The 21,980-nt window shown below is 68.4% G+C and carries 25 protein-coding genes; 17 read left to right on the top strand and 8 right to left on the bottom strand.

The features are described from left to right. Positions 1 to 66 precede the first annotated feature (66 nt). From D578_RS0106650 to def, 4 genes are read right to left on the bottom strand one after another with little or no spacing between them, the layout of a single operon-like run. Positions 67 to 645, bottom strand: a complete 579-nt coding sequence (locus tag D578_RS0106650; protein WP_018949190.1) for a DUF4390 domain-containing protein — start codon at positions 643 to 645, stop codon at positions 67 to 69. Continuing rightward, positions 645 to 2,003, bottom strand: a complete 1,359-nt coding sequence (rsmB, locus tag D578_RS0106655) for a 16S rRNA (cytosine(967)-C(5))-methyltransferase RsmB (RefSeq protein WP_026289222.1) — start codon at positions 2,001 to 2,003, stop codon at positions 645 to 647. The genes D578_RS0106650 and rsmB overlap by 1 nt, the downstream gene beginning before the upstream one ends. Beyond that, positions 2,003 to 2,968 (bottom strand): methionyl-tRNA formyltransferase, encoded by a 966-nt coding sequence (gene fmt, locus D578_RS0106660; RefSeq protein ID WP_018949192.1) that lies wholly within the window; start codon positions 2,966 to 2,968, stop codon positions 2,003 to 2,005. The genes rsmB and fmt overlap by 1 nt, the downstream gene beginning before the upstream one ends. Next, positions 2,968 to 3,501, bottom strand: coding sequence for a peptide deformylase (gene def, locus D578_RS0106665; RefSeq protein ID WP_018949193.1), 534 nt, complete (start codon positions 3,499 to 3,501; stop codon positions 2,968 to 2,970). Before def ends, fmt begins: the two co-directional genes overlap by 1 nt. Positions 3,502 to 3,643: 142 nt before the next feature. On the opposite strand from def, the gene D578_RS0106670 reads away from it, so the two are divergent. The 16 genes from D578_RS0106670 (at position 3,644) to D578_RS0106745 (ending at position 19,078) form a co-directional block, all read left to right on the top strand. Then, the gene (locus tag D578_RS0106670; RefSeq protein WP_018949194.1) at positions 3,644 to 4,804 is read left to right on the top strand and encodes a LysM peptidoglycan-binding domain-containing protein; all 1,161 of its coding nucleotides are present in this window, start codon (positions 3,644 to 3,646) and stop codon (positions 4,802 to 4,804) included. Positions 4,805 to 4,825: 21 nt separating this feature from the next. After that, positions 4,826 to 5,965, top strand: coding sequence for a DNA-processing protein DprA (dprA, locus tag D578_RS0106675; protein ID WP_018949195.1), 1,140 nt, complete (start codon positions 4,826 to 4,828; stop codon positions 5,963 to 5,965). Beyond that, a complete protein-coding gene (locus D578_RS0106680) occupies positions 5,962 to 6,447 on the top strand; it encodes a DUF494 family protein (protein WP_018144651.1) in 486 nt (161 codons plus the stop codon). The genes dprA and D578_RS0106680 overlap by 4 nt, the downstream gene beginning before the upstream one ends. A gap of 141 nt (positions 6,448 to 6,588) precedes the next feature. Further along, a complete protein-coding gene (locus D578_RS0106685) occupies positions 6,589 to 9,171 on the top strand; it encodes a DNA topoisomerase I (RefSeq protein WP_018949196.1) in 2,583 nt (860 codons plus the stop codon). Continuing rightward, complete coding sequence (locus D578_RS0106690) at positions 9,158 to 9,766, top strand: L-threonylcarbamoyladenylate synthase (RefSeq protein WP_018949197.1); 609 nt, start codon at positions 9,158 to 9,160, stop codon at positions 9,764 to 9,766. The genes D578_RS0106685 and D578_RS0106690 overlap by 14 nt, the downstream gene beginning before the upstream one ends. A 16-nt stretch (positions 9,767 to 9,782) precedes the next feature. Further along, complete coding sequence (hemF, locus tag D578_RS0106695) at positions 9,783 to 10,712, top strand: oxygen-dependent coproporphyrinogen oxidase (protein WP_018949198.1); 930 nt, start codon at positions 9,783 to 9,785, stop codon at positions 10,710 to 10,712. Between the two features lie 23 nt (positions 10,713 to 10,735). Then, positions 10,736 to 11,752, top strand: coding sequence for a porphobilinogen synthase (hemB, locus tag D578_RS0106700; protein ID WP_018949199.1), 1,017 nt, complete (start codon positions 10,736 to 10,738; stop codon positions 11,750 to 11,752). After that, positions 11,749 to 12,597, top strand: a complete 849-nt coding sequence (aroE, locus tag D578_RS0106705; protein ID WP_018949200.1) for a shikimate dehydrogenase — start codon at positions 11,749 to 11,751, stop codon at positions 12,595 to 12,597. Before hemB ends, aroE begins: the two co-directional genes overlap by 4 nt. Before the next feature lie 103 nt (positions 12,598 to 12,700). Then, the gene (locus tag D578_RS0106710; RefSeq protein ID WP_018949201.1) at positions 12,701 to 13,363 is read left to right on the top strand and encodes an OmpA family protein; all 663 of its coding nucleotides are present in this window, start codon (positions 12,701 to 12,703) and stop codon (positions 13,361 to 13,363) included. Between the two features lie 198 nt (positions 13,364 to 13,561). Beyond that, entirely contained in the window at positions 13,562 to 14,002 is a 441-nt protein-coding gene (aroQ, locus tag D578_RS0106715) for a type II 3-dehydroquinate dehydratase (protein ID WP_018949202.1), read from the top strand. A 9-nt stretch (positions 14,003 to 14,011) separates the two neighbouring features. Further along, positions 14,012 to 14,473: an acetyl-CoA carboxylase biotin carboxyl carrier protein gene (gene accB, locus D578_RS0106720; RefSeq protein ID WP_018949203.1), complete on the top strand. Its 462-nt coding sequence runs from the start codon at positions 14,012 to 14,014 to the stop codon at positions 14,471 to 14,473. Between the two features lie 51 nt (positions 14,474 to 14,524). Further along, positions 14,525 to 15,871, top strand: coding sequence for an acetyl-CoA carboxylase biotin carboxylase subunit (gene accC / locus D578_RS0106725; protein WP_018949204.1), 1,347 nt, complete (start codon positions 14,525 to 14,527; stop codon positions 15,869 to 15,871). A gap of 32 nt (positions 15,872 to 15,903) precedes the next feature. After that, positions 15,904 to 16,785, top strand: coding sequence for a 50S ribosomal protein L11 methyltransferase (prmA, locus tag D578_RS0106730; protein ID WP_018949205.1), 882 nt, complete (start codon positions 15,904 to 15,906; stop codon positions 16,783 to 16,785). Positions 16,786 to 17,004: 219 nt separating this feature from the next. Beyond that, complete coding sequence (locus D578_RS0106735; protein WP_018949206.1) at positions 17,005 to 17,652, top strand: DUF3426 domain-containing protein; 648 nt, start codon at positions 17,005 to 17,007, stop codon at positions 17,650 to 17,652. Positions 17,653 to 17,762: 110 nt separating this feature from the next. Next, positions 17,763 to 18,755, top strand: coding sequence for a tRNA dihydrouridine synthase DusB (dusB, locus tag D578_RS0106740; RefSeq protein WP_018949207.1), 993 nt, complete (start codon positions 17,763 to 17,765; stop codon positions 18,753 to 18,755). Continuing rightward, complete coding sequence (locus D578_RS0106745; protein ID WP_018144664.1) at positions 18,752 to 19,078, top strand: helix-turn-helix domain-containing protein; 327 nt, start codon at positions 18,752 to 18,754, stop codon at positions 19,076 to 19,078. Before dusB ends, D578_RS0106745 begins: the two co-directional genes overlap by 4 nt. Positions 19,079 to 19,132: 54 nt before the next feature. Here the strand turns inward: D578_RS0106745 and D578_RS0106750 are convergent, their stop codons facing one another. Beyond that, positions 19,133 to 19,894 carry an inositol monophosphatase family protein gene (locus D578_RS0106750; protein WP_018949208.1) on the bottom strand — a complete coding sequence of 254 codons (762 nt, stop codon included), beginning with the start codon at positions 19,892 to 19,894 and terminating at the stop codon, positions 19,133 to 19,135. A gap of 161 nt (positions 19,895 to 20,055) precedes the next feature. Between D578_RS0106750 and D578_RS0106755 the strand changes: the two genes are divergently transcribed. After that, positions 20,056 to 20,373 carry a DUF2322 family protein gene (locus D578_RS0106755; protein WP_018949209.1) on the top strand — a complete coding sequence of 106 codons (318 nt, stop codon included), beginning with the start codon at positions 20,056 to 20,058 and terminating at the stop codon, positions 20,371 to 20,373. Between the two features lie 17 nt (positions 20,374 to 20,390). On the opposite strand, the gene D578_RS0106760 is transcribed toward D578_RS0106755, so the two are convergent. Genes D578_RS0106760 through D578_RS0106770 form a run of 3 tightly spaced genes read right to left on the bottom strand, consistent with a single transcriptional unit; the run spans position 20,391 to position 21,915 of the window. Then, positions 20,391 to 20,975 carry a histidine phosphatase family protein gene (locus tag D578_RS0106760; protein WP_018949210.1) on the bottom strand — a complete coding sequence of 195 codons (585 nt, stop codon included), beginning with the start codon at positions 20,973 to 20,975 and terminating at the stop codon, positions 20,391 to 20,393. Continuing rightward, positions 20,972 to 21,535, bottom strand: a complete 564-nt coding sequence (gene ampD, locus D578_RS0106765; protein ID WP_018949211.1) for a 1,6-anhydro-N-acetylmuramyl-L-alanine amidase AmpD — start codon at positions 21,533 to 21,535, stop codon at positions 20,972 to 20,974. The genes D578_RS0106760 and ampD overlap by 4 nt, the downstream gene beginning before the upstream one ends. Next, the gene (locus D578_RS0106770) at positions 21,532 to 21,915 is read right to left on the bottom strand and encodes a co-chaperone YbbN (protein ID WP_018949212.1); all 384 of its coding nucleotides are present in this window, start codon (positions 21,913 to 21,915) and stop codon (positions 21,532 to 21,534) included. Before D578_RS0106770 ends, ampD begins: the two co-directional genes overlap by 4 nt. Positions 21,916 to 21,980: the final 65 nt, after the last annotated feature.

A 21,980-nucleotide genomic window follows, 5' to 3' on the forward strand; every position in this document is an offset into this window, starting at 1 on the left:
GTCGCCACGCCTTGTTCGCACGCAAAAGCGACTCGAGCGCGAGCGTGTACGTTGACCAGCGTTTCCCTAATCCAGTGACCATCGCCGCCACTCCTGTCGCGTCGTCAGATCACCGCGCAGCCCGGCATCCAGCTGCAGAGGCAGCGGCAGCGCCGAGTACACCAGCATCAGGCGCGCCGCCAGGTCGAACTCCCCGGGATTCGCGCGCGCCGACTCGGGAATGCCATCCAGGCGCAGCCGACCCAGCCGCCGGGCGACCTGGTCCAGGGCATCCCCCAGGGTCGGTTTCAGATCCATGCGCTCGTCGGTCACCGCGGTTACCAGGTAGTGCCGGTTCAGCGCAAAGTATTGCAGCTGGACCCGGCGTGTCTCGCTCGCCAGGGTGTCGCGCCCCACCCGGCGACCGCGCTCCAGACGGGTCTCCGCCTCGAATTCCAGGGTCACGCCGTTGGCCAGCGCATCCTCCAGCACGGCGGGCAGACGCATGTCGATATCCAGACGCACCAGCACCGTGGTGTCGTCCAGCCATAGATGATTCGCGCCACGGATCTCCACCGCCGCGGCCGGCGCAGGCAGCGCCAGCAGAGCAAACAGGCAACACAGCGCCGCGAGGGGCCCGCGCCACGGGGAAGCGCCGCTCGGCATCAGGGGGCCTGCTTCTCCAAGAGCGCATAGTAGAAGCCATCACCACCCTCGAGCCCCAGCGGCAGCGACACGCCGACCTCGCGCGGCCGGCCTCCGGGGATACCCGCATCGCCGTTCACGGGAAGTACCCGCGCATCCGCGGTCGCGGCCACGAACGGGGCCACAACGGCCTCGTTCTCCGGCGACAGTAACGAGCAGGTGGCATACAGCAGCCGCCCGCCCGGGCGCAGCAGGCGCCAGGCGCCGGCCAGCAGGCGGGCCTGCTCCGCCGCCAGACGCGGGATGTCCTCGGCTCGGCGCAGGATCTTGATATCCGGATGACGCCGGATCACCCCGGTAGCAGAACAGGGCACGTCCAGCAGGATCGCGTCGAAGGCCTGGCCGTCCCACCAGTCGTCGGCGGCCTCCAGGTCGGCCGCGACCAGCCGGGCGTCAAAGCCCAGCCGGTCGAGGTTCTCGCGCACCTGCTCCAGGCGTTCCGGGTCATTGTCCAGCGCGGTGAGGTCCAGTTGGCCGCCGGCGCGCTCCAGCAGGTGCCCGGTCTTGCCGCCCGGAGCCGCACAGGCATCCAGCACCCGCTCGCCCGGCTGTGGGTCCAGGAGCTGCCCGGCCCATTGCGCCGAGGCGTCCTGGACCGAAAGCGCCCCGTCGGAAAACCCTGGCAGCGCCCCGACGTCGACCGGGTTCTCCAGGGTCAGCGCACTGGCGAGTACCGGGTGCGGCTGGGCCGGCGTCCCCGCAGCGGCCAGGGCCTCCAGGGCCGCCTCGCGGCTGCCACGGTGGAGGTTCACCCGCAGGGTCATCGGCGCCGGCAGCGTCGAGGCCTCCAGCAACGCCTCCCAGTCCTCGGGCCAGGCCTCGCGGATTGCCTCCAGCAACCAGACCGGGACCGCATAGCGCAGGCCCGGCTGCGCGGCGATCCGGGCGGCCAGCGCGTCCTGCTCGCGCAGGGCGCGACGCAGCACCGCGTTGATCAGCCCCACCGCGCCGGGACGATGGATCTCGCGCGCCAGCTCGGCCGTCTCGCGCACCGCCGCATGATCTCGCGTACCGAAATGCAGCACCTCGGCCAGGCCCTGTGCCAGCAGCACCCCGATCACCGCGTCCTTGCGCCGCAGGGGCCGCTCGAGAAAGCCACCGACCAGGCCCTCCAGCTGCGGATACCAGCGCAGGGTGGTGTAGGCCAGGGCCTGCACCCAGGCGGCATCGCGCGCCGCCAGGCCTTCGGTCACCAGCTCCACCGCCCGGGTCAGCGACTGCCCCTGCAGCACCACGCGTTCGACCGCCTCCAGCGCACGCTGACGCGGCGAACGCGAATCCACCCGCGAGGGCACTACGCGTTTTTTCCTACCCGCCATCAGACCGCCCCCGTCAGGGTCTGGCCAACCAGATCGGCATTTCGAGCCCAGTCGGCCGCCGCCACCGGGCGACGTCCCGGCAGCTGCACCGTTTGCAGCCGCAGGATGCCGTCGCCCGTGGTTACGTCCACACCATCCGGCCCGGCGGCCCGGATCGTGCCCGGCACCGCCTCGGCCGCACCGACAAGCGGGGTCGCGGCATACACCCGCACCACCTGCCCCTGCCATCCGGTCTGGGCGACCGGCCAGGGATTGAACGCACGCACCTGGCGATCCAGGGCCGTGGCCGGCTGCGACCAGTCCATCCAAGCCTCCTGCTTCTCCAGCTTGCGGGCATACGTGGCCTGCTCGTCATCCTGTGGCCAGGGCGCGGACTCGCCCGCGGCAATCGCCGGCAGCTGCTCGACCAGGAGTTCCGCCCCCTCACGGGCGAGGATGTCGTGCAGGCTTCCAGTCGTGGTCTCCGGCGTGATCGGGACACGGCGACAGGCATGCACCGGTCCGGTGTCCAGCCCCGGGGCCATCTGCATGAGGCAGACCCCGGTCCCGGAATCCCCCGCGAGGATGGCGCGATGGATCGGCGCCGCGCCGCGCCAGCGCGGCAGCAACGAGGCATGGATATTGAGACCGCCCAGCGGCGGGATCGCGAGCACCGCGCGCGGCAGGATCAGCCCGTAGGCGGCCACGATCAGGATATCCGGGCGCCAGGCCGCGAGTTCCGCCTGGGCCTCGGCGGATTTGAGACTCTCCGGCTGCACCACCGGCAGGCCCGCGCCCTCGGCGACCTGCTTTACCGGGCCGGGGCGCAGCTTGCGCCCGCGCCCCGCGGGACGGTCCGGCTGGGTGTAGACCGCGACCGGCGCATGCCCGCTCTCGATCAGGGCCTGCAGAGCCGGGACTGCAAAATCGGGCGTCCCGGCATAGACGATGCGCAGGGAGTCGACGTCCGTGTCCGCCACCCCCATCAGACCGCGGGGACCGCGGCCTTGTCACCCGCCCCGCTGCGGACGCCCTGCTTCTCCAGCTTCTTGCGGATGCGGCTGCGCTTCAGGCTGGACAGGTAATCGACGAACAGCTTGCCGTCGAGGTGGTCGATCTCGTGCTGGATGCACACCGCGAGCAGGCCCTCGATGTCCAGCTCGAAGGGCTGGCCGTCGCGCCCCAGGGCGCGCACACGGATGCGGTCGGCGCGCTGCACCTTTTCGTAGAAACCGGGCACGGACAGGCAGCCCTCGTCCATCTCCTCCTCGCCGGAGGTCTCCAGGATCTCGGGGTTGATCAAGGCATGCGGCTCGCTCTGATCATCGGAGACATCCGCCACCAGCACACGCTTTTGCACGTTGATCTGGGTGGCCGCCAGGCCGATGCCCGGGGCCTCGTACATGGTCTCGAACATGTCGTCCACCAGGGTACGGATCTCGTCATCCACCTCGGCGACCGGCTCGGCCTTCAGGCGCAGCCGGGGATCGGGGAAGTGCAGGATTTCACGCTTGGCCATGAAAAAACCTCAAACTTTGTACTGTACAGACGTCGCAATTCTGCTAACGTTGGACCGCATTATCCGCGGAGTTGCGTCATCCGATTGGGGCCGGGCCACAGGAAGGCTCGGGGAGCGCGCGGACCTGACAGGGGACACCAAAATGTACAAGACCAGGGCCACCACGACCTTCATTCTGCCGGGCATTCTCTTCAGTGTAACGCTGTTGCTGAGCGCCTGCGCGGCCACGCCGGAGAACGGCAGCGCAGAAACGGCCGCGTCCGAGACCAGCGAGACGCAAGCGACCGCCCGCGAGTCGCGCAACGCACTGAAACAACGCAGCTCCGCCGAGGCCGAGCCGGAGATCCGCGAATCCGCGCCGGAACGCTACGTCGTCAAGAAGGGCGACACGCTCTGGGATATCTCCGCGATGTTCCTGCAGGACCCCTGGTACTGGCCGGAGATCTGGCTGGTAAACCCCGAGATCGACAACCCCCACCTGATCTATCCGGGTGACGTACTGAGCATTCATTACGTGGATGGCCAGCCGCGCATCATGGTCGACGGCGGCCCGCGCGTGCGCCCGACCCATCGCCTGTCGCCCGAGGCGCGGGTGGTGGAGCGCGACGAGGACATCTCCCCGATCTCCACCCTGCAGTCGTTCATGTTCCGGCCGCAGGTGCTGGACGATGAGACCCTGGACAATGCCCCATACATCCTCGCCTCGCAGGACGAGCGCGTGATCTTCGGCCCCGGCGATCGCGTCTACGTGCGCAATGCCGAGGACACCGAACGCTACGATCTCTACCACATCGTCCGCCACGACGGCATGCTGACTGACCCGGATACCGGCGAAGAGCTGGGTGTCGCGACCCTGCCGGTGGGCGAGGCCGAGATCATCGAGCCGGGCAACGTCGCCCGTGCCGACATTCGCAAGGGCGAACGCGAGGCGATCCGCGGCGATCGCCTGGTGCCCTACGCCGAAGAGCAGGACCGGCTGTTCGACATTGGCCGCGCGCCGGCCGGCACCGAGGGCACGATCATCTCGCTGTTCGACGCCATCAGCCAGATCGGCCAGTTGCAGGCGGCCATCATCAACCGCGGCGAACGCGACGGCATCGAGAACGGTCAGGTCTTCGCGGCCTTTACCGCCGGGCGCGAAGTGCGCGACCCGATCAGTGATCGCAACAACGACGTGGTCACCCTGCCGGAAGAGGAAGTCGCCACCGTGATGGTCTTCCAGACCTTCGAGAAGGTCTCCTACGTGCTGGTAACCGAGGCCGAACGCACCCTGCGCGAGGGTGACAAGGTTCGCGCCCCCTGATCGGACTTGCGGTCCGGCCGCATGCGTGATGCCGGAACGGCAGCCGCTCCGCACCAGGACTGGCTACGCCTGATCAACACCCCCGGCCTCGGCCCGCGGCGCATGCTGCAACTGGTCGAGGCCTTCGGCACTCCGGGCAACGCCCTCGACGCCACTGCCGCCGAATGGCAGCGCGCGGGCATCGACCTCAAGCTGGACGATGCCGCGCGCCAGGCCCGCGACACCGGGGCCGAAGCCGACCGGGCCTGGCTGGATGCCGATCCCCGGCATCACCTCCTGTGCCTCGACGACCCCGCCTACCCACCGCTGCTGGCAGAGCTCCCCGACCCACCACCGGTGCTGTACCTGAACGGCGATCCCGAACTGCTGCGCACCCCGCAGGTGGGGATCGTCGGCAGCCGCGAGGCGACCCCGCAGGGCGAGCGCCTGGCCACCGAATTCGCGCGCGAGCTGGCTACGGCCGGGCTGACGATCACCAGCGGCCTGGCGCGCGGCATCGATGGCGCGGCCCACGAGGGCGCCCTCGCCGCGCCCGGCGGACGCACCATCGCGGTGGTCGCCACCGGGCCCGACCGCATCTACCCTGCCCAGCACCGGCGACTGGCCCATCGCATCGCGGACCACGGCCTGGTGGTCTCGCTATGGCCCACCGACACGCGCCCTCTGGCGCGGAACTTCCCGCAGCGCAACCGGGTGATCAGTGGGCTTTCCCTGGCCACCCTGGTTGTCGAGGCGGCCCTTAAAAGCGGGTCGCTGATCACCGCACGCCTGGCCGCCGAGCAGGGGCGCCAGGTCTATGCGGTCCCCGGCTCGGTGCTCAGCCCCGCCAGCCGCGGCTGCCACCGGCTGATCCGTGACGGCGCGCAGCTGGTGGAGTCGGCCGACGAGATCCTCGACGACCTCGCGGACTGGCTGGGCGTGGCGCCCAACGCCCCGGTTGTCCCGGCCGAGTCCGCCAGCGAACCGCTGGACCCGGAGCAGGAACGCGTGCTGAACGCGATGGGTTTCAACCCGGTCCCGCTGGAAACCCTGCGCGAACGCACCAAATTGACCATCGAACAGCTTTCATCCATGCTGGTTTTGCTTGAACTCCATGGCCGCGTGGCCGCTCTCGACCACGGGCGTTACCAGCGCCTCGACGCAGGATCCCCCGAATCATGAACGAGAACGTGCTGGATGTGCTCATGTATCTCTTTGAGCACACCATCGACGAGGAATCCGACGAGGAGCCGGACCGCTCGGAACTGGAGCGCCACCTGGTGGAGGCCGGTTTCGCTCGGCGCGAGATCGATCGCGCCCTCGGCTGGCTGGACCGCCTGATGAGCGAGGCCCCGCTGGCAGGCCGCGGCGGGGACGGTGCCGCCCAGCGGATTTACGCCCCCGAGGAGCGCAAGCGCCTGGACACCGAGTCTCACGGCTTCCTGCTGCACCTGGAGCAAAACGGCCTGCTGACCGCGGGCACCCGCGAACTGGTGCTGGACCGCGTCATGGAGCTGGATGCCGAGGAGATCGACCTCGACCAGCTGCGCTGGGTCGTGCTGATGGTGCTGTTCAACCAGCCCGACGACGCGATCGCCTATTCCCGCCTGGAAGAGGTCATGCGCGACGACTCGGGCCCCAGTGCCGTGGATTATCTGCACTGATTTCTCCGTCCTCCGCGAACGGGTCGGTAGCCAACCGGCAATTCCTCCACTAGTCTTTAGCGCCCGTGAACCCGGTTGCATGCTTGCAACCGCCACCGCCCCGACACGGAACCCGCTGCCACGGAGACGGTCCCGAGCCACATGAGCAAGCACCTCGTTATTGTAGAGTCCCCCGCCAAGGGCAAGACCATCGAGAAGTACCTGGGTCCCGACTACCAGGTCCTCGCCTCGTATGGCCACGTACGCGATCTCGTACCCAAGGAGGGCGCCGTGGATCCGGAAGACGGCTTCCGGATGAAGTACGACATCATCGAGCGCAGCGAGAAACAGATCGAGGCGATCGCCAAGGCGCTGAAGAAATCCGACGACCTGATCCTCGCGACTGACCCCGACCGTGAAGGCGAGGCGATCTCCTGGCACCTCCACGAGGTCCTGCGCGAACGCGGCCTGCTGGAAAACCGGGACGTGCACCGGGTGGTGTTCCACGAGATCACCAAGAAGGCGATCCAGGAAGCGATCGAGCACCCGCGCGCCCTGGCCCAGCCACTGATCGATGCCCAGCAGGCGCGCCGCGCGCTGGACTATCTGGTCGGCTTCAACCTCTCGCCGCTGCTGTGGCGCAAGATCAAGCGCGGCCTGTCCGCCGGACGCGTGCAGAGCCCAGCCCTGCGGATGATCTCCGAGCGCGAGAACGAGATCGAGGCCTTCGTCGCACGCGAATACTGGACGCTCGACGCCCTTACCGAGCGCCAGGGCCAGGGCTTCACCGCGCGCCTGACCCACCTGGACGGCAACAAGCTGGACCAGTTCGACCTCAACAGCGCCGAGCTGGCGCATGACGCGCAGAAGCGCCTGACCGACGCCGCCAGCGGCGAGCTGCGGGTTGCCAAGGTCGAGAAGAAGCAGCGCCGCCGCAACCCGGCCGCGCCGTTCACTACCTCGACCCTGCAGCAGGAGGCCTCGCGCAAGCTGGGCTTCACCGCCAGCCGCACCATGCGCACCGCACAGCAGCTCTACGAAGGGATCGATCTGGGTTCCGGCGCGGTCGGCCTGATCACCTACATGCGTACCGACTCGGTGACCCTGGCTGGCGAGGCGATCGCCGAGATGCGCGGCCTGATTGAAGAGCGCTACGGGGCAAACAACGTCCCCGACAGCCCGCGCCAGTACAAGACCAAATCCAAGAACGCACAGGAGGCCCACGAGGCCATCCGCCCGACCTCCGTGCGCCACGTGCCGAACGAGATACGCGATCGCCTGAGCAGCGACCAGGCACGCCTGTATGACCTGATCTGGAAGCGCACCGTCGCCTGCCAGATGATCCACGCGACCTTCGACACCGTCGCTGCCGACCTGGTCCCGGGCGAAACCAAGCACCAGTTCCGCGCCACCGGCTCCACCCTGGTCGACCCCGGCTTCATCGCGGTCTACCAGGAGGGCCGCGACGACACGCAGGACGACGACGAGGACAAGCGCCTGCCGGAAATGGCCGAGGGCGACAGCGTCAAACTGAACGAAGTCACCGCCGACCAGCACTTCACCGAGCCGCCGCCGCGCTACACCGAGGCCAGCCTGGTGAAGACGCTGGAGGAATACGGCATCGGCCGCCCCTCCACCTACGCCAGCATCATCTCCACCCTGCAGTCGCGCGAATATGTGGAGATGGACGGCAAGCGCTTCATCCCGACCGACACCGGCCGGATCGTGAACAGCTTCCTGACCCAGCACTTCGACCGCTACGTGGACTACGACTTCACCGCGAAGCTGGAAGACGAGCTGGATGCCATCTCGCGCGGCGAGAAGGACTGGGTCCCGGTGCTGGAAGCGTTCTGGGGCGACTTCCGCGACCGGGTGAAGGAAAAGGAAGAGAACGTCACCCGCGCCGAGGCCGTGCAGTCGCGCGAACTGGGTCCCGACCCGCAAAGCGGGCGCCCGGTCAGCGTACGCCTGGGCCGCTTCGGGCCGATCGTGCAGATCGGCACCAAGGACGACGAGGAGAAGCCGCGCTTCGCCGGCCTGCTGCCCGGGCAGAAGATGGACAAGGTCACCCTCGACGAGGCGCTGGAGCTGTTCAAGCTGCCACGCGATCTCGGCGAGACCCCCGAGGGCGAACCGGTGATGGTCAACATCGGCCGCTTCGGCCCGTACGTGAAATACGGCTCCAAATACGCCTCGCTGGGTCCGGACGACGACGTCTGGACCATCGAGCTGCCACGCGCGCTCGAGGTGGTTGCCGAGAAGAAGAAAAAGGACGCCGAACGCTTCATCATGAGCTTCGACGCGGAAGGCATTCAGGTCCTGAACGGACGCTACGGCCCCTACGTGACCGACGGCAACAAGAACGCCAAGATCCCGAAGGAGACCGACCCCAAGTCCCTGACGCTGGAACAGTGCCAGGAGCTGATCGCCGCCGCCCCGGAGCGCAAGGGCCGCGGACGCAAGGGGGCGACCAAGTCCACGGGCAAGACCGCTGCCAAGTCCTCTAGCAAGGCCGAGGGCAAGACCGCCAGCAAGACGTCGGCCAAGTCGACCGCCAAGTCGACCGCCAAGTCGACGACCACGAAGAAAACGGCGACCAAGAAGAAGGCCACCGCCAGCAAGACGGGCGCAAAGAAGGCCACCGCCAAGAAGACCCCGGCGAAGAAGTCGTCTACTGCGAAGTCCGCCAGCGCCGACGACAACCGCCTGAGTGCCGAGCCCTCCGGCGATCGTGGATCGGAATAACGCCCCGCTGCTGACCCCCGAGATCGACCCCGTCGCGCACCGCGTGCGCGACGGGGGGGTGATCGCCTACCCCACCGAGGCGGTGTTCGGCCTTGGCTGCCGTCCGGACGCCCCGGAGGCCATCGAACGCATCCTGACACTGAAGGGCCGCCCGGCCACCAAGGGGCTGATCGTGGTCAGCGACCGGCTCGACCGCCTTGCCTCCTGGCTGGCCCCGCTGCCCGCCGACCGCCAGGCCGAGATCGACGCGAGCTGGCCCGGTCCCACGACCTGGCTGCTGCCCGTAACCCCTGACTGCCCGCTTCTGCTGCATGGCGAACACGACAGCCTGGCCGTGCGCGTAACCGCCCATCCGGCCACACGCGCACTGTGCGCCGCCGCCGACAGCGCCCTGGTCTCGACCAGCGCCAACCGCGCGGGCGCGGAGCCTTGCCGCACCTGGGATTGCGTTGCCTCACAACTTGGGGCGGGCGTCGATGCGATCCTGCAGGCAGAATGTGGCGGGCGCGGCGCCCCCAGCGCGATCCGCGACGCCCGCACCGGGGCCTGGCTCCGGGGCGGACCGGACAACGCAGCGAACAACACCAACAACTGATCAACCGGGACGCAACATGAGCCAGGACCCCGTCTCCATCGAGCGCGTAATCGACTATCTGCAGGGCCTGCAGGACCGCATCTGCCAGGGCCTCGAGGGCCTGGATGGCCAGGCCCGTTTCGAGGAAGACGCCTGGGAGCGCCCTGCCGGCGGCGGCGGTCGCACCCGCGTACTGCGCGAGGGTGCAGTGTTCGAGCAGGCCGGGGTGAATTTCTCCCACGTAATGGGCGACAACCTCCCCGCCTCGGCCACCGCCCACCGCCCGGAGATGGCCGGGCGCTCGTTCCAGGCCACCGGGGTGTCTTTGGTGATCCATCCGCACAACCCCTACGTGCCGACCTCGCATGCCAACGTGCGCTTCTTCATCGCGGAGAAGCCCGGCGAGGACCCGATCTGGTGGTTTGGCGGCGGCTTCGACCTCACGCCCTACTACGGCGCGGATGAGGACTGCATCCACTGGCACCGCACCGCCGAGGCCGCCTGTCGCCCGTTCGGCGAGCACCTCTACCCAGCGCACAAGAAGTGGTGCGACGAATACTTCCATCTCAAGCACCGCGACGAGCCGCGCGGCGTCGGCGGGCTGTTCTTCGACGACTTCAGCGAGGGCGGCTTCGAGCACGCCTTCGGCTACATGCAGAGCGTCGGCAACGCCTACCTCGACGCCTACGCCCCGATCGTCGAGCGTCGTCACGCGACGGAATACGGCGAGCGCGAACGCCAGTTCCAGCTCTACCGCCGCGGGCGCTATGTCGAGTTCAACCTAGTGTATGACCGCGGTACCCTGTTTGGCCTGCAGTCGGGCGGGCGCACCGAGTCGATCCTGATGTCGCTGCCGCCGCTGGTGCGCTGGGAGTACAACTACCAGCCGGAACCCGGCACGCCCGAGGCCGAACTCTACGACCGCTATCTGAAGCCGCGCGACTGGCTGGCCGAGGCCGCCGACTGAGTTTCAACACCCAAGGACCTGGCATGACCGCACCGATCGCCCCCTATCCCGCCGGCCGCCCTCGGCGCATGCGCCGCGACGCCTTCTCCCGCCGCCTGATGCGCGAGCACCACCTGCGCGCGGACGACCTGATCCTCCCGGTGTTCGTCACCGAGGGCGACGGCGTGCGCGAGGCGGTGCCGTCGATGCCCGGCGTGGAACGCGTCTCCATCGACCTGCTGCTGGAGGAGGCGGCCGCCGCCGTGCGCCTGGGCATCCCGGCGCTGGCGCTGTTCCCGGTGGTGCCGGCCGACAAAAAAAGCCTGGACGCGGCCGAGGCCTGGAATCCCGAGGGCCTCGCCCAGCGCGCGGTGCGCGCACTTAAGGCGGCACACCCGGAACTTGGCGTGATCACCGACGTGGCCCTGGACCCGTTCACCACCCACGGTCAGGACGGCATCATCGATGACGACGGCTATGTGGTGAACGACATCACCACCCAGGCCCTGGTGAAGCAGGCACTGTCGCACGCAGCGGCCGGTGCCGACGTAGTGGCCCCCTCCGACATGATGGACGGGCGCATCGGCGCGATCCGCACCGCGCTGGAAGACGCCGGCCACGTGCACACGCGCATCCTCGCGTACTCCGCCAAGTACGCCTCCGCCTTCTACGGCCCGTTCCGCGACGCGGTAGGCTCGGCCGGCAACCTCGGCAAGGGCGGCAAGGAGACCTACCAGATGGACCCGGCCAACGGCGACGAGGCCCTGCACGAGGTCGCCCTCGACCTGGCCGAGGGCGCGGACATGGTGATGGTCAAGCCCGGCATGCCCTATCTCGACGTGGTCCGCCGCATCCGCGACGCATTCCAGCGCCCGACCTTCGTCTATCACGTCTCCGGCGAGTACGCGATGCTCAAGGCCGCCGCCGAACGCGGCTGGCTGGACGAGCGCGCCTGCGTGCTGGAGGCCCTGACCGGGATGAAGCGCGCCGGGGCCGACGGCATCCTCACCTACTACGCCCGCACGGTCGCCGAGTGGCTGGCGGAAGACGCAGCCCGATGAGCAAGCCACGCCCGGATCGCTATGCGGTGGTCGGCAACCCGATCCACCACTCGCTCTCCCCGCGCATCCATACCCTGTTCGCCGAACAGACCGGGCAGGACCTTGTCTACGAGGCCCGCCAGGGCACCCCCGGGCAGTTCGCCGAGGAGGTCAACGCCTGGTTCGCGGAGGGGCTCAAGGGCCTCAACGTGACGGTCCCCTTCAAGGAGGAGGCCTTCGCCCTGGCCCGGGCGCTGACCGACCGTGCGCGCCACGCCGGGGCTGTGAACACCCTGTGGCGTGACAGCAACCACCGGATCCATGGCGACAACACCGACGGCGTCGGCTTTTGTCGCGACCTCGACCGCCTGGGCTTCGACATGCGCAACCGCCGGATCCTGATCCTGGGGGCCGGAGGCGCCACCCGCGGCCTGCTGCAGCCGCTGCTGGAAGGCGCGCCGGACACGCTGATCATCGCCAACCGCACCGTGGCCCGCGCCGAGGGCCTGATGGATACCTTCCGCGACATCGCCCCGGCCACCCGGCTCGCCGCCTGCGGCCTGGACGCCCTGCCGCAGGGCCCCTTCGACCTGGTGGTCAATGCCACAGCCACCGGCCTCGGCGAGGACACGCTGGCGCTCCCCGACCACCTCGTCCACGTGGACAGCCTGGCCTATGACCTGGTCTACGGCGCCGGCGCGCAGCGCTTCCTGGACTGGGCCGCCGGCGCGGGCTGTGTACGCGGCAGCGACGGCCTCGGCATGCTGGTGGAACAGGCGGCCGAGGCCTTCTCCATCTGGCGCGGCGTGCATCCCGAGACCGATCCCATTCTGCGTCAACTGCGTCACGAAATCGCCGATAAATAGCCCACTCGCCACCCGGGTTCATGGACGGTTCACGCGCCACGGCGCAACCTGAGCCTATCGTTCCCGCATCCGCGCGGGGCCACCGAACACCGGGAGTTTCATCATGCAACGCATTCTCGCTCTGGCCGCTACCAGTGCCCTGGTACTCGTGATGGGTTGCACGACCACCGATCCGTACACTGGGGAAGACCGCGTATCGCGCGCCACCATCGGGGCCGGCATCGGCGCGGCCGCCGGGGCGGTACTCGGCAGCGTCACCAGCAGCCGCAACCGCACCCAGCGCGCGATGATCGGGGCCGGCATCGGGGCGTTGGCGGGCGGCGCCATCGGTAACTACATGGACCGCCAGGAGGATGTCCTGCGCGAGCAACTGCGCGGCACCGGCGTCAGCGTCAGCCGCGACGGCGACAACATCATCCTCAACATGCCGAGCAACATCACCTTCGATTTCGATCGCAGCGAGATCAACCCGCAGTTCCATGAGGTCCTCGACTCGGTGACGCTCGTACTGGAGGAGTTCGACCAGACCGGGGTCGAGGTCGCCGGGCACACCGACAGCACCGGCCGGGTCGAGTACAACATGGACCTCTCCGAGCGCCGTGCCGAGAGCGTGGGTCAAGCCCTGATCCGCCGTGGCGTACAACCGGTGCGCGTGCACACCATCGGCCTCGGGCCGCATCAGCCGGTCGCTACCAACGACACCGATGCTGGGCGCGAACAGAATCGCCGCGTCGAACTCACCCTGTTCCCGCTCACCGCCGACTAACCCGCACTTTCCGGCCCGGCACCCAACGCCGGGCCGGGCCGGGCCGGGCCGGGCCGGCCCCATCTTCGCGACGTCTTCAGCGCGCCGCGCTGGACACCCCCACCCTTCCTGCGGCAGAATCCCGATCATTCGCCGCATCGTGATTTTTCGGTGCAATCGCGTCCATTCTCGACAGGATCGCTACCGATTCCCCCTGCCATGGCGTCCATACTGCTGCTCAACGGCCCCAACCTGAACCTGCTGGGACAGCGGGAGCCGGAGCGCTACGGCATGCAGACCCTGGCGGACATCGAGACCGACCTGAAGGCTCGGACGGAACAGGCCGGCGCAACCCTCGACTGCTTCCAGAGCAATCACGAAGGCGACCTGATCGACCGCATCCATGCCGCCTCCGGCGAGGGCGTGAAGCACATCCTGATCAATCCGGGCGGCCTGACCCACACCAGCGTCAGCCTGCGCGATGCCCTGCTGGGCGTCGCCATCCCGTTCTACGAGATCCATATCAGCAACATCCACGCCCGCGAATCCTTCCGCCAGACCTCGCGTCTGAGCGATGTCGCCGCCGGCCTTGTCAGTGGCTTCGGCGTCATTGGCTACCGGCTGGCGCTGGATGCGGCGCTTGCAGCTATCAAGGAATAAGAGGCTTCCATGGACATTCGCAAGGTCAAGAAACTGATCGACCTGCTCGACGAGAGCGGTATCCACGAGATCGAGATCCACGAAGGCGAGGAGTCGGTCCGCATCACCCGCTCCGCCAGCGGGACGCCCATGGCCGCAGCCGCCCCGCCGCCCCCGCTGCCCGCAGCGGCGCCCGCCGCCGGGGCGGCCCCTGGCACAGCCCCGGTGGCCGCGACGGAGGCCGCACCGGAAATGGATGGCCATCGGGTCACCGCACCCATGGTCGGCACCTTCTACCGGGCCCCGAGCCCGGGCTCCAAGCCGTTCGTGGAGGTCGGCCAGACCGTGGAGGCCGGCGAGACCCTGTGCATCATCGAGGCCATGAAGATGCTCAATCCGATCGAGGCCGACCAGGGCGGCACCATCCGCGACATCCTGGTCGAGAACGGCAACCCGGTGGAATACGGGCAGCCGCTGTTCATCATCGGATGAACCCATCCGCCGGGCCTCACACCCCCGGCTTCGCTGGAAACAGGTTCGAGCATGTTTGAAAAAATTCTGATCGCCAACCGCGGCGAGATCGCCCTGCGGGTCCTGCGTGCCTGCCGCGAAATGGGCATTGCCACCGTCGCCGCCCACTCCAGCGCCGACCGCGACCTGAAGCACGTTCGCCTGGCGGACGAGTCGGTCTGCATCGGCCCCGCGGCCTCGGGCGAGAGCTACCTGAACATTCCCGCGCTGATCGCGGCCGCCGAGGTCACCGACGCCGGCGCGATCCACCCGGGCTACGGCTTCCTGTCGGAAAACGCGGACTTCGCCGAACGCGTGGAGTCTTCGGGCTTCGCCTTTATCGGTCCGCGCGCCGAGACCATCCGCCTGATGGGCGACAAGGTCTCCGCCAAGCAGTCGATGCTGGAGGCCAACGTGCCCTGCGTACCCGGCTCCGGTGGCGCCCTGGGCGACGACGCGGACGCCAACCTGGCGCTGGCGCGCGAGGTCGGTTACCCGGTCATCATCAAGGCCGCCGCCGGCGGTGGCGGCCGCGGCATGCGTGTGGTGCATACCGAGGGCGCGCTGCTGAACGCCATCTCGCTGACCCGCAACGAGGCGCAGCAGGGTTTCGGCAATGACACCCTGTACATGGAGAAGTACCTGGAACACCCGCGCCACGTGGAGTTCCAGATCCTCGCCGACAGCCACGGCAATGCCGTCTGCCTGGGCGAGCGCGACTGCTCCATGCAGCGGCGCCACCAGAAGGTCATCGAGGAGGCACCGGCCCCGGGCATTACCGACGACCAGCGCCAGGCCATGGCCGAACGCCTGATCCGCGCCTGCCAGGAGATCGGCTACCGCGGCGCCGGGACCTTCGAGTTCCTGTACGAGAACGGGGGGTTCTATTTCATCGAGATGAACACCCGGCTGCAGGTCGAACACACCGTCACCGAGCAGGTCACCGGCATCGACCTGGTGCGCGAACAGATCCGCATCGCCGCCGGGGAACCCTTGGGCTACACGCAAGACGACGTGCGCATCACCGGCCACGCGATCGAGTGCCGCATCAATGCGGAAGACCCCCGTACCTTCATGCCCAGCCCCGGCACCATCCAGCAATACCACGCGCCGGGCGGACCGGGCATCCGCATGGATACCCACATCTACAACGGCTATGTGGTGCCGCCGTACTACGACTCCATGATCGGCAAGCTGATCGCCCACGGCAATAACCGCGAGATCGCGCTCGCGCGCATGCGCGGCGCCCTGGGCGAGATCGTGGTGGACGGCATCCAGACCAACGTCGCGCTGCACCACGACCTGATGATCGACGCGAACTTCCAGCGCGGCAAAACCGATATCCACTACCTCGAGAAGAAGCTCAAGGCACAGGCCTGATCCTTCCTTCCTCGCGCCACGAGCCTGATGCCATGAGCCTTGCCGAACTCGAATGCCAGATCAGCCCGGAACAAGCCGAGCCGCTGGAGGACACCCTGTTCGAACTGGGCGCCGTCAGCGTCGAGCTGTTCGATGCCGCCGACGAGCCGCTGTTCGAGCCGCCACTGGGCACCCATCCGCTGTGGTCCAGCGTGCGCCTGAAGGCGGTGTTCCCGGACACCACCCAGGCGGACCTCGCGGCGGCCGCGCTGGCACGCCAGCCGCAGGCCCCGGAGGCGATCCAGGTCCAGGCGATCGAGGACCAGGACTGGGTCCGCGCCGGGCTGGACGGCCTTGGTGCCATCCATTGCGGTGGCGCACTGTGGATCGTGCCCTCCTGGGAGGACGAACCGGCGATCGAGGAAGGCACCTTCGTGCGCCTGGACCCCGGTCTTGCCTTCGGAACCGGCAATCACCCGACCACCGCGATGTGCCTGGCCGCCCTTGCCCAGCAGCCACCGCGCGATCAGGAGGTCCTCGACTACGGCTGCGGCTCCGGCATCCTCGCGATCGCCGCCCTGAAGCTGGGCGCACGCCATGCACTGGGCATCGACATCGACGAACAGGCCATCCAGGCCACCCGCAGCAATGCCGACGCCAACGCCATCCCGCCCGCACAGCTGGAGACCGGGCTGACCGATCACCCCGTGCCCGGCGCGGCCTATGACCTGGTGCTGGCCAACATCCTCGCCAAGCCGCTGATTGATCTGGCACCGGAGTTGGCACGGGCAGCGAAACCGGGCGCGCGCATCCTGCTCGCCGGGCTGCTCGAACGCCAGGCAGACGAAGTCATCGCGGCCTACTCCGACACCTTCGATATCGGCGTCGAGGACTGCCGCGAAGGCTGGGCCCTCCTCGGCGGCCGCCGGCGCTAGGGAGACGCTGATTCATGTACGCGCCCGGCCGAGTCGATCACGCTCAACGGCAAGGCGCCGCAAGCACAGGATCGCCCGGCTACACGAACGACCATCAGCGGGCCCCATCGAGCGAATCCTCGCAACACCTGACGCCCGGCCCGTAGGATGCTCGCCCGCTGCCCCCAATGCGGCGTCACCCACGCCCTCGCCCGCGGGGCCAAGCTCCGCCAGAGGCGAGTGCACTGCTCCAATTGCGACGCCGAGTTCGATCTGTTCCCGGCACTGGAGATCGGCGGCGCGGGCGAACGCGTGTTGGGCCAGGGGCTCCTCCCGGCGCGGCAGGCGCCACTCCACGCCATCGAGAGCGCCCCGGGCGTTGCAATACCCCTCAACATCGAACGCCACTCAAGCCCCCTGGGCTCGGCAGACGCAACCCGCCGGCGTTCCTGGCCGGGGATCGTGCTGGCCGCCGCCCTGATGCTGCTGCTGGGCGCGCAACTACTGGCAATCCCGCCCGTGGCACCGGACCAGAGCGCCCACCTGGACCAGGCCCGGGCGCAAGTGTGCGCGGCCCTCCCCTGCCCGACCTGGCACCCGAGGCGCGCCCCTGGACAAATCCGGACCTCGGCGCCCGATTTCTTCACCACCACCGATGGCACTCTGCACCTGCAATTCGTCCTCGAAAGCCCGATCCGGCAGGCCTGGCCGATCCTCGATATTCGCCTGACCGACCAGCTTGGGACGCCCCATGGCACCCTCCGGCTGACCCCGAACGACTACACCGACACCCACGCACCGATGAACGCCCACTCCCCCCACTCCGTGCGCCTGGCCGTCGCCAGTCCTCATGGCCACATCACCGGCATCGAGGTCCAGCCCCGGTAATCCTCGGGTCCGAGGCCGCGGGCGTTCACATCGTCTCGCGATTGACCGCACCGGAAACCGCGCAGGTTAGCTGCTAGACTGGCCCGCTTGCTCCCGACCCGATAGCCCCGATGCAGCTCGGAATTCACCACTTCCCCGACCCTGTCGTGTTTCTGGCGCCGATGGCCGGGGTCAGCGACCGTCCATTCCGGTTGCTGGCACGCCGCCTGGGGGCCAGCGCAGCGGTATCCGAGATGGTGACCTCCGACACCCGACTATGGGCCAGCGACAAGAGCCGCCACCGCCTGGATCATCGCCAGGAGCCACGCCCGCGTATCGTGCAGCTGCTGGGTAACGAACCCGAGGCCCTGGCCGAGGCCGCGCGCGAGAACGTGCGCCGCGGCGCCGATGTGATCGACCTGAACTTTGGCTGCCCGGCCAAGAAGGTCTGCAGCAAGGCCGCCGGCTCGGCGCTACTGGGCGAGCCGGAACGGGTGCGCGAACTGCTTCAGGCGCTCACCACCGCGGTCACCGTCCCGGTGACCCTGAAGATGCGCCTCGGCCTCGACCGCGAACGGATCAACGGCGAGACCATCGCGGCCATCGCCGAGGACTGCGGTATTGCGATGCTGACCGTGCATGGCCGCACGCGGGCCGATGCCTATCGCGGACAGACGGACTACGCCGCCATCGCGCGCATCGTCCGGGCCGTTTCCATCCCCGTGCTCGCCAATGGCGATATCACCGGCCCCGAAAAGGCGATGCAGGTACTGGAGACCACCCGCGCGGCGGGCGTGATGATCGGGCGCGCCGCCCAGGGCCAGCCCTGGCTCCCGGGCCAGATCCGGGCCGCGCTGGCCGGCGAACCGGTCCCGCCGGCACCCGAGCGCGCCGCCCGCCTGGCCCTGATTGAGGAGCACATTGGCGAACTGCACGCCCAATACGGCGAACCGCAGGGCGTGCGTATCGCGCGCAAGCACCTGGGCTGGTATCTTCAGGGCCTGGGTCTCGACGAGGCCCGCACCCGGGCGGCCCGGGCTGACCTTCTCGCCGCCCCCACGGCCAGCGAACAACTGTGGCGCCTTCGGGACCACCTGACGGGAATCGCAAGCGAGGCTGCATGAGCATGAACATGCCACTCGAACAGGACCCTGAGGTCCACGAGACGCCGGTTGCCGGCGTCCTCCCGTCCGATTGTGTGCTCGCCGAGTCCGTGCGCCATGCGCTGGACCAGTATTTCGAGACCCTGGATGGGCAGAGCAGCCACGATCTCTACGCGCTGGTGATGAACGAGGTGGAGCGCCCCCTTCTGGCCAGCGTGCTGGAGCGTTGCGGGGGCAACCAGAGCCGCGCGGCGGCCCTGCTCGGGCTCAACCGCGCCACCCTGCGCAAGAAGCTGCGCACCCACGGACTGGTAGGAACCAACGGGAACGGCGCCGGAGAATAACCCCCGGCGCAGGCAAGCCCATGCGCCCCGACCGGGGCGCTGGGGAGTCGCTGACTAGCCCTTCCAGCCCAAGCGGGTCAGGGCCGTACGATGCAGTTCCGGGGTGGCCGCGGCGAGGACATTCGCGGTCTGCAGGTCCAGTTCGCCACCGGAAAGGTTAGTGAACACGCCACCCGCCTCGCGCACGATCACCGCCAGCGCGGCAATATCCAGGATATTCACGTCCGACTCGACGATCAGGTCGATGCTGCCGCGCGCCAGCAGGTGGTAGTGGTAGAAGTCGCCGTAGCCACGGGTGCGGTTCACCTCGGCCATGATGCCGCCTAGTGCCTTCCAGCCTTCGGCATTCTGCGCCAGGGACTTGAGGTTGCCGGTGGACAGGGAGGCCCGTCCCAGATCGGTGGTCTTCTCGACCGCGATCGGGTCGCCATTCAGGAACGCGCCCTGCCCCTTTTCCGCCCAGGCCCGCTCGCCAAACTGGATGCCATTGGACAGCCCCAGGATCAGGTCGCCCTTGTACATCAGCGCGATCTGGGTGGAGAAGAACGGGTAGCGGCGCACGAAGCTCTTGGTGCCGTCGATCGGGTCGATCAGCCAGACATAGTCGGAATCCATATCCGACTGCCCGGTCTCCTCGCCGTAGAAGCCGTGATCCGGGAAGTGCTCGCGGATCACCTGGCGGATCGCCTGTTCACTCTCCACGTCGGCGCGGGTCACCGGGGTATCGTCGGGTTTGGTTTCGACGTCGACACCCGCCTCGTAATAGTGGCGGATCACCTTCTCGGCGGCATCGGCGGCGGCCTGGGCGGCCTCCATGAACGCGCTTCGCGACATGTTCGTGTCCCCTCGACAAAAGCCGATATCTTAGCATGTGGCGCATTCGTCGCTGACCCGGCGCGACCCTGCCGCCTTCGCGGGTTGGTTGTCGCCACCGGATCATGCCCCGATAATGCCGCCAATATTCCGAGGAGCCCGACATGTCCAAGAAGCTGCCCGACGTCAGCAATATCGAACGCCTGGAATTGTTTGGCGAAGACTACAACCCCACCGCGACCATCGAAAACGCGGAAGGCCAGAGCCTGTCGCTGCAGATCTACTATCAGCTGGCGCTGGACTTCGGCGGCATCGGCCCCAAGGCGGCCAACTCGGGGCTGCTGATGTACGGCAGCCACGCCGATGACGCCCGCGCCAACCCCGGCAAGCATCCGAACATCGATCGTCTGATCGACGTGCTGAACAACGACTTCTACCTGTCGGTGAAGGCCGTTCCCAAGCGTAACAACCAGGCCGGGTGACCGGAGCTGCGTCCGACTCAAACCCGGTTGGTGTGGATCAGGCGCCAACCCCGGGTCGGGTGCCGGTGCAGGCGGGTGCGGCTGGCGTAGTCGCATTCCAACTGGAACAGCCGCTCGTCCGGCACCCCCATCACCCAGCCCACCAGTGCACGGATCACCCCGGCGTGCACGACCAGCAGCACCCGCTCGGCCTCCTGGGGCCGCAACGCCGCCTCGAAGCCGGTCTCCACCCGCCGCCGAAAGGCCGCCAGCGGCTCCGCCCCTGCGGGCCGCGAGTGCACCGGATCGGCGTAGAAGGCTCGGTACTCCTCCGGCCGGTCACGCTGCAGTTCGACCCGGGTCCGCCCCTCCCAGTCGCCGAAGCCCACCTCGCGCAGATCCGACGCGAGGGAGAGCGGTAAATCCTGCCCTGCGGCGAAGTCTTCCGCGAAGGCGCGGCAGCGTTGCATCGGCGAACTGATCACGTACTGCCAGCCGGCCGCGCCCTTCACCGCCTGCTCCATCTGGGCCCATCCGCGCGGGCTCAGCGGGTCGTCGCAGCCATGACCGCGATAGCGCTGACCGCCCTCCGGCTCCCCGTGGCGCAACAAATCCACGATCATGCCATCGCCTCCTGCAATTCCCGTCGCAGGCGCGCCCAGTCGAAGCAGGGCCCGGGGTCGGTCTTGCGCCCCGGCGCGATGTCGCTGTGGCCCGCCAGCGCATCCGGGCCAATACCGGGGTAACACGCCCGGAGCCAGCCGACCAACCGCGCCAGTGCGGCGTACTGCGCCGGGGTGAACGGATCCTCGTCGGTCCCCTCGAGTTCGATCCCGATGGAGAAATCGTTGCAGCGCTCGCGTCCGCACCACTGCGAGGCCCCTGCATGCCAGGCACGGCGAGAGAACGGCACGAACTGGGTGGCCCGCCCGTCGCGGTCAATCAGCACATGGGCGGAGACATGCAACGCCGCGATCTCGGCAAAGTAGGGATGGGCCCGCGGATCCAGCCGGTTCTGGAAGAGTTCGGCGACATGCGGTCCGCCGAACTCGCCGGGCGGAAGGCTGATCGCATGCACCACGATCAATTCCGGGGCCTGCCCCAGCGGCCGGGCATCTTGGTTCGGGCTTTCCACCACCTGCGCAGGCGGCCACCAGTCGGGGTCGATGTCACTCGCGGTCATGGCGCCTCCTCGGGAGGGCGCGCGAGGCAGGCCATCAGCGCCTCGCGCAGCAGGGGCAGCCGGGGCGGGGCCTCCAGGCGGCCGTGGTAGGCGCCCGCCTGGAACACGAACAGCGCCGGCAGATGGAAGACCTCGAACTCGCGCACCAGGGCGGTATCAGTCTCGGCGTCCACCACGAACAAGGCAGGCGCATCCGCGGCCGCCTGCCATTCCGCCAGGACCCGCCCCATTACCTTGCAGGCGCCGCAGCCCTGGCGCGTGAACAGAATCACCGCCGGGTCCGGCACATCCATCAGCCGCTGATGAAAATCAAACTGGGTCAGGCGCGGGAGCGACACGTCCGCCCCGGCCGAGGCTGCAGTGCCCGACGCATCGGTCAATGGCTTATCCTCACCGTTACTGTCTTTATGAATGCTGGATCGTGGGTTAGTTTACGCGCCCCGCT

This window comes from Thioalkalivibrio sp. ALMg11 (assembly GCF_000377905.1).
Taxonomy (GTDB): Bacteria; Pseudomonadota; Gammaproteobacteria; order Ectothiorhodospirales; family Ectothiorhodospiraceae; genus Thioalkalivibrio.

Coding starts and splice junctions, on each gene's coding strand:
- D578_RS0106650 (WP_018949190.1), bottom strand. CDS start 645: ATGCCGAGCGGCGCTTCCCCGTGGCGCGGGCCCCTCGCGGCGCTGTGT.
- rsmB (WP_026289222.1), bottom strand. CDS start 2,003: ATGGCGGGTAGGAAAAAACGCGTAGTGCCCTCGCGGGTGGATTCGCGT.
- fmt (WP_018949192.1), bottom strand. CDS start 2,968: ATGGGGGTGGCGGACACGGACGTCGACTCCCTGCGCATCGTCTATGCC.
- def (WP_018949193.1), bottom strand. CDS start 3,501: ATGGCCAAGCGTGAAATCCTGCACTTCCCCGATCCCCGGCTGCGCCTG.
- D578_RS0106670 (WP_018949194.1), top strand. CDS start 3,644: ATGTACAAGACCAGGGCCACCACGACCTTCATTCTGCCGGGCATTCTC.
- dprA (WP_018949195.1), top strand. CDS start 4,826: ATGCGTGATGCCGGAACGGCAGCCGCTCCGCACCAGGACTGGCTACGC.
- D578_RS0106680 (WP_018144651.1), top strand. CDS start 5,962: ATGAACGAGAACGTGCTGGATGTGCTCATGTATCTCTTTGAGCACACC.
- D578_RS0106685 (WP_018949196.1), top strand. CDS start 6,589: ATGAGCAAGCACCTCGTTATTGTAGAGTCCCCCGCCAAGGGCAAGACC.
- hemF (WP_018949198.1), top strand. CDS start 9,783: ATGAGCCAGGACCCCGTCTCCATCGAGCGCGTAATCGACTATCTGCAG.
- hemB (WP_018949199.1), top strand. CDS start 10,736: ATGACCGCACCGATCGCCCCCTATCCCGCCGGCCGCCCTCGGCGCATG.
- aroE (WP_018949200.1), top strand. CDS start 11,749: ATGAGCAAGCCACGCCCGGATCGCTATGCGGTGGTCGGCAACCCGATC.
- D578_RS0106710 (WP_018949201.1), top strand. CDS start 12,701: ATGCAACGCATTCTCGCTCTGGCCGCTACCAGTGCCCTGGTACTCGTG.
- aroQ (WP_018949202.1), top strand. CDS start 13,562: ATGGCGTCCATACTGCTGCTCAACGGCCCCAACCTGAACCTGCTGGGA.
- accB (WP_018949203.1), top strand. CDS start 14,012: ATGGACATTCGCAAGGTCAAGAAACTGATCGACCTGCTCGACGAGAGC.
- accC (WP_018949204.1), top strand. CDS start 14,525: ATGTTTGAAAAAATTCTGATCGCCAACCGCGGCGAGATCGCCCTGCGG.
- prmA (WP_018949205.1), top strand. CDS start 15,904: ATGAGCCTTGCCGAACTCGAATGCCAGATCAGCCCGGAACAAGCCGAG.
- dusB (WP_018949207.1), top strand. CDS start 17,763: ATGCAGCTCGGAATTCACCACTTCCCCGACCCTGTCGTGTTTCTGGCG.
- D578_RS0106745 (WP_018144664.1), top strand. CDS start 18,752: ATGAGCATGAACATGCCACTCGAACAGGACCCTGAGGTCCACGAGACG.
- D578_RS0106750 (WP_018949208.1), bottom strand. CDS start 19,894: ATGGAGGCCGCCCAGGCCGCCGCCGATGCCGCCGAGAAGGTGATCCGC.
- D578_RS0106755 (WP_018949209.1), top strand. CDS start 20,056: ATGTCCAAGAAGCTGCCCGACGTCAGCAATATCGAACGCCTGGAATTG.
- D578_RS0106760 (WP_018949210.1), bottom strand. CDS start 20,975: ATGATCGTGGATTTGTTGCGCCACGGGGAGCCGGAGGGCGGTCAGCGC.
- ampD (WP_018949211.1), bottom strand. CDS start 21,535: ATGACCGCGAGTGACATCGACCCCGACTGGTGGCCGCCTGCGCAGGTG.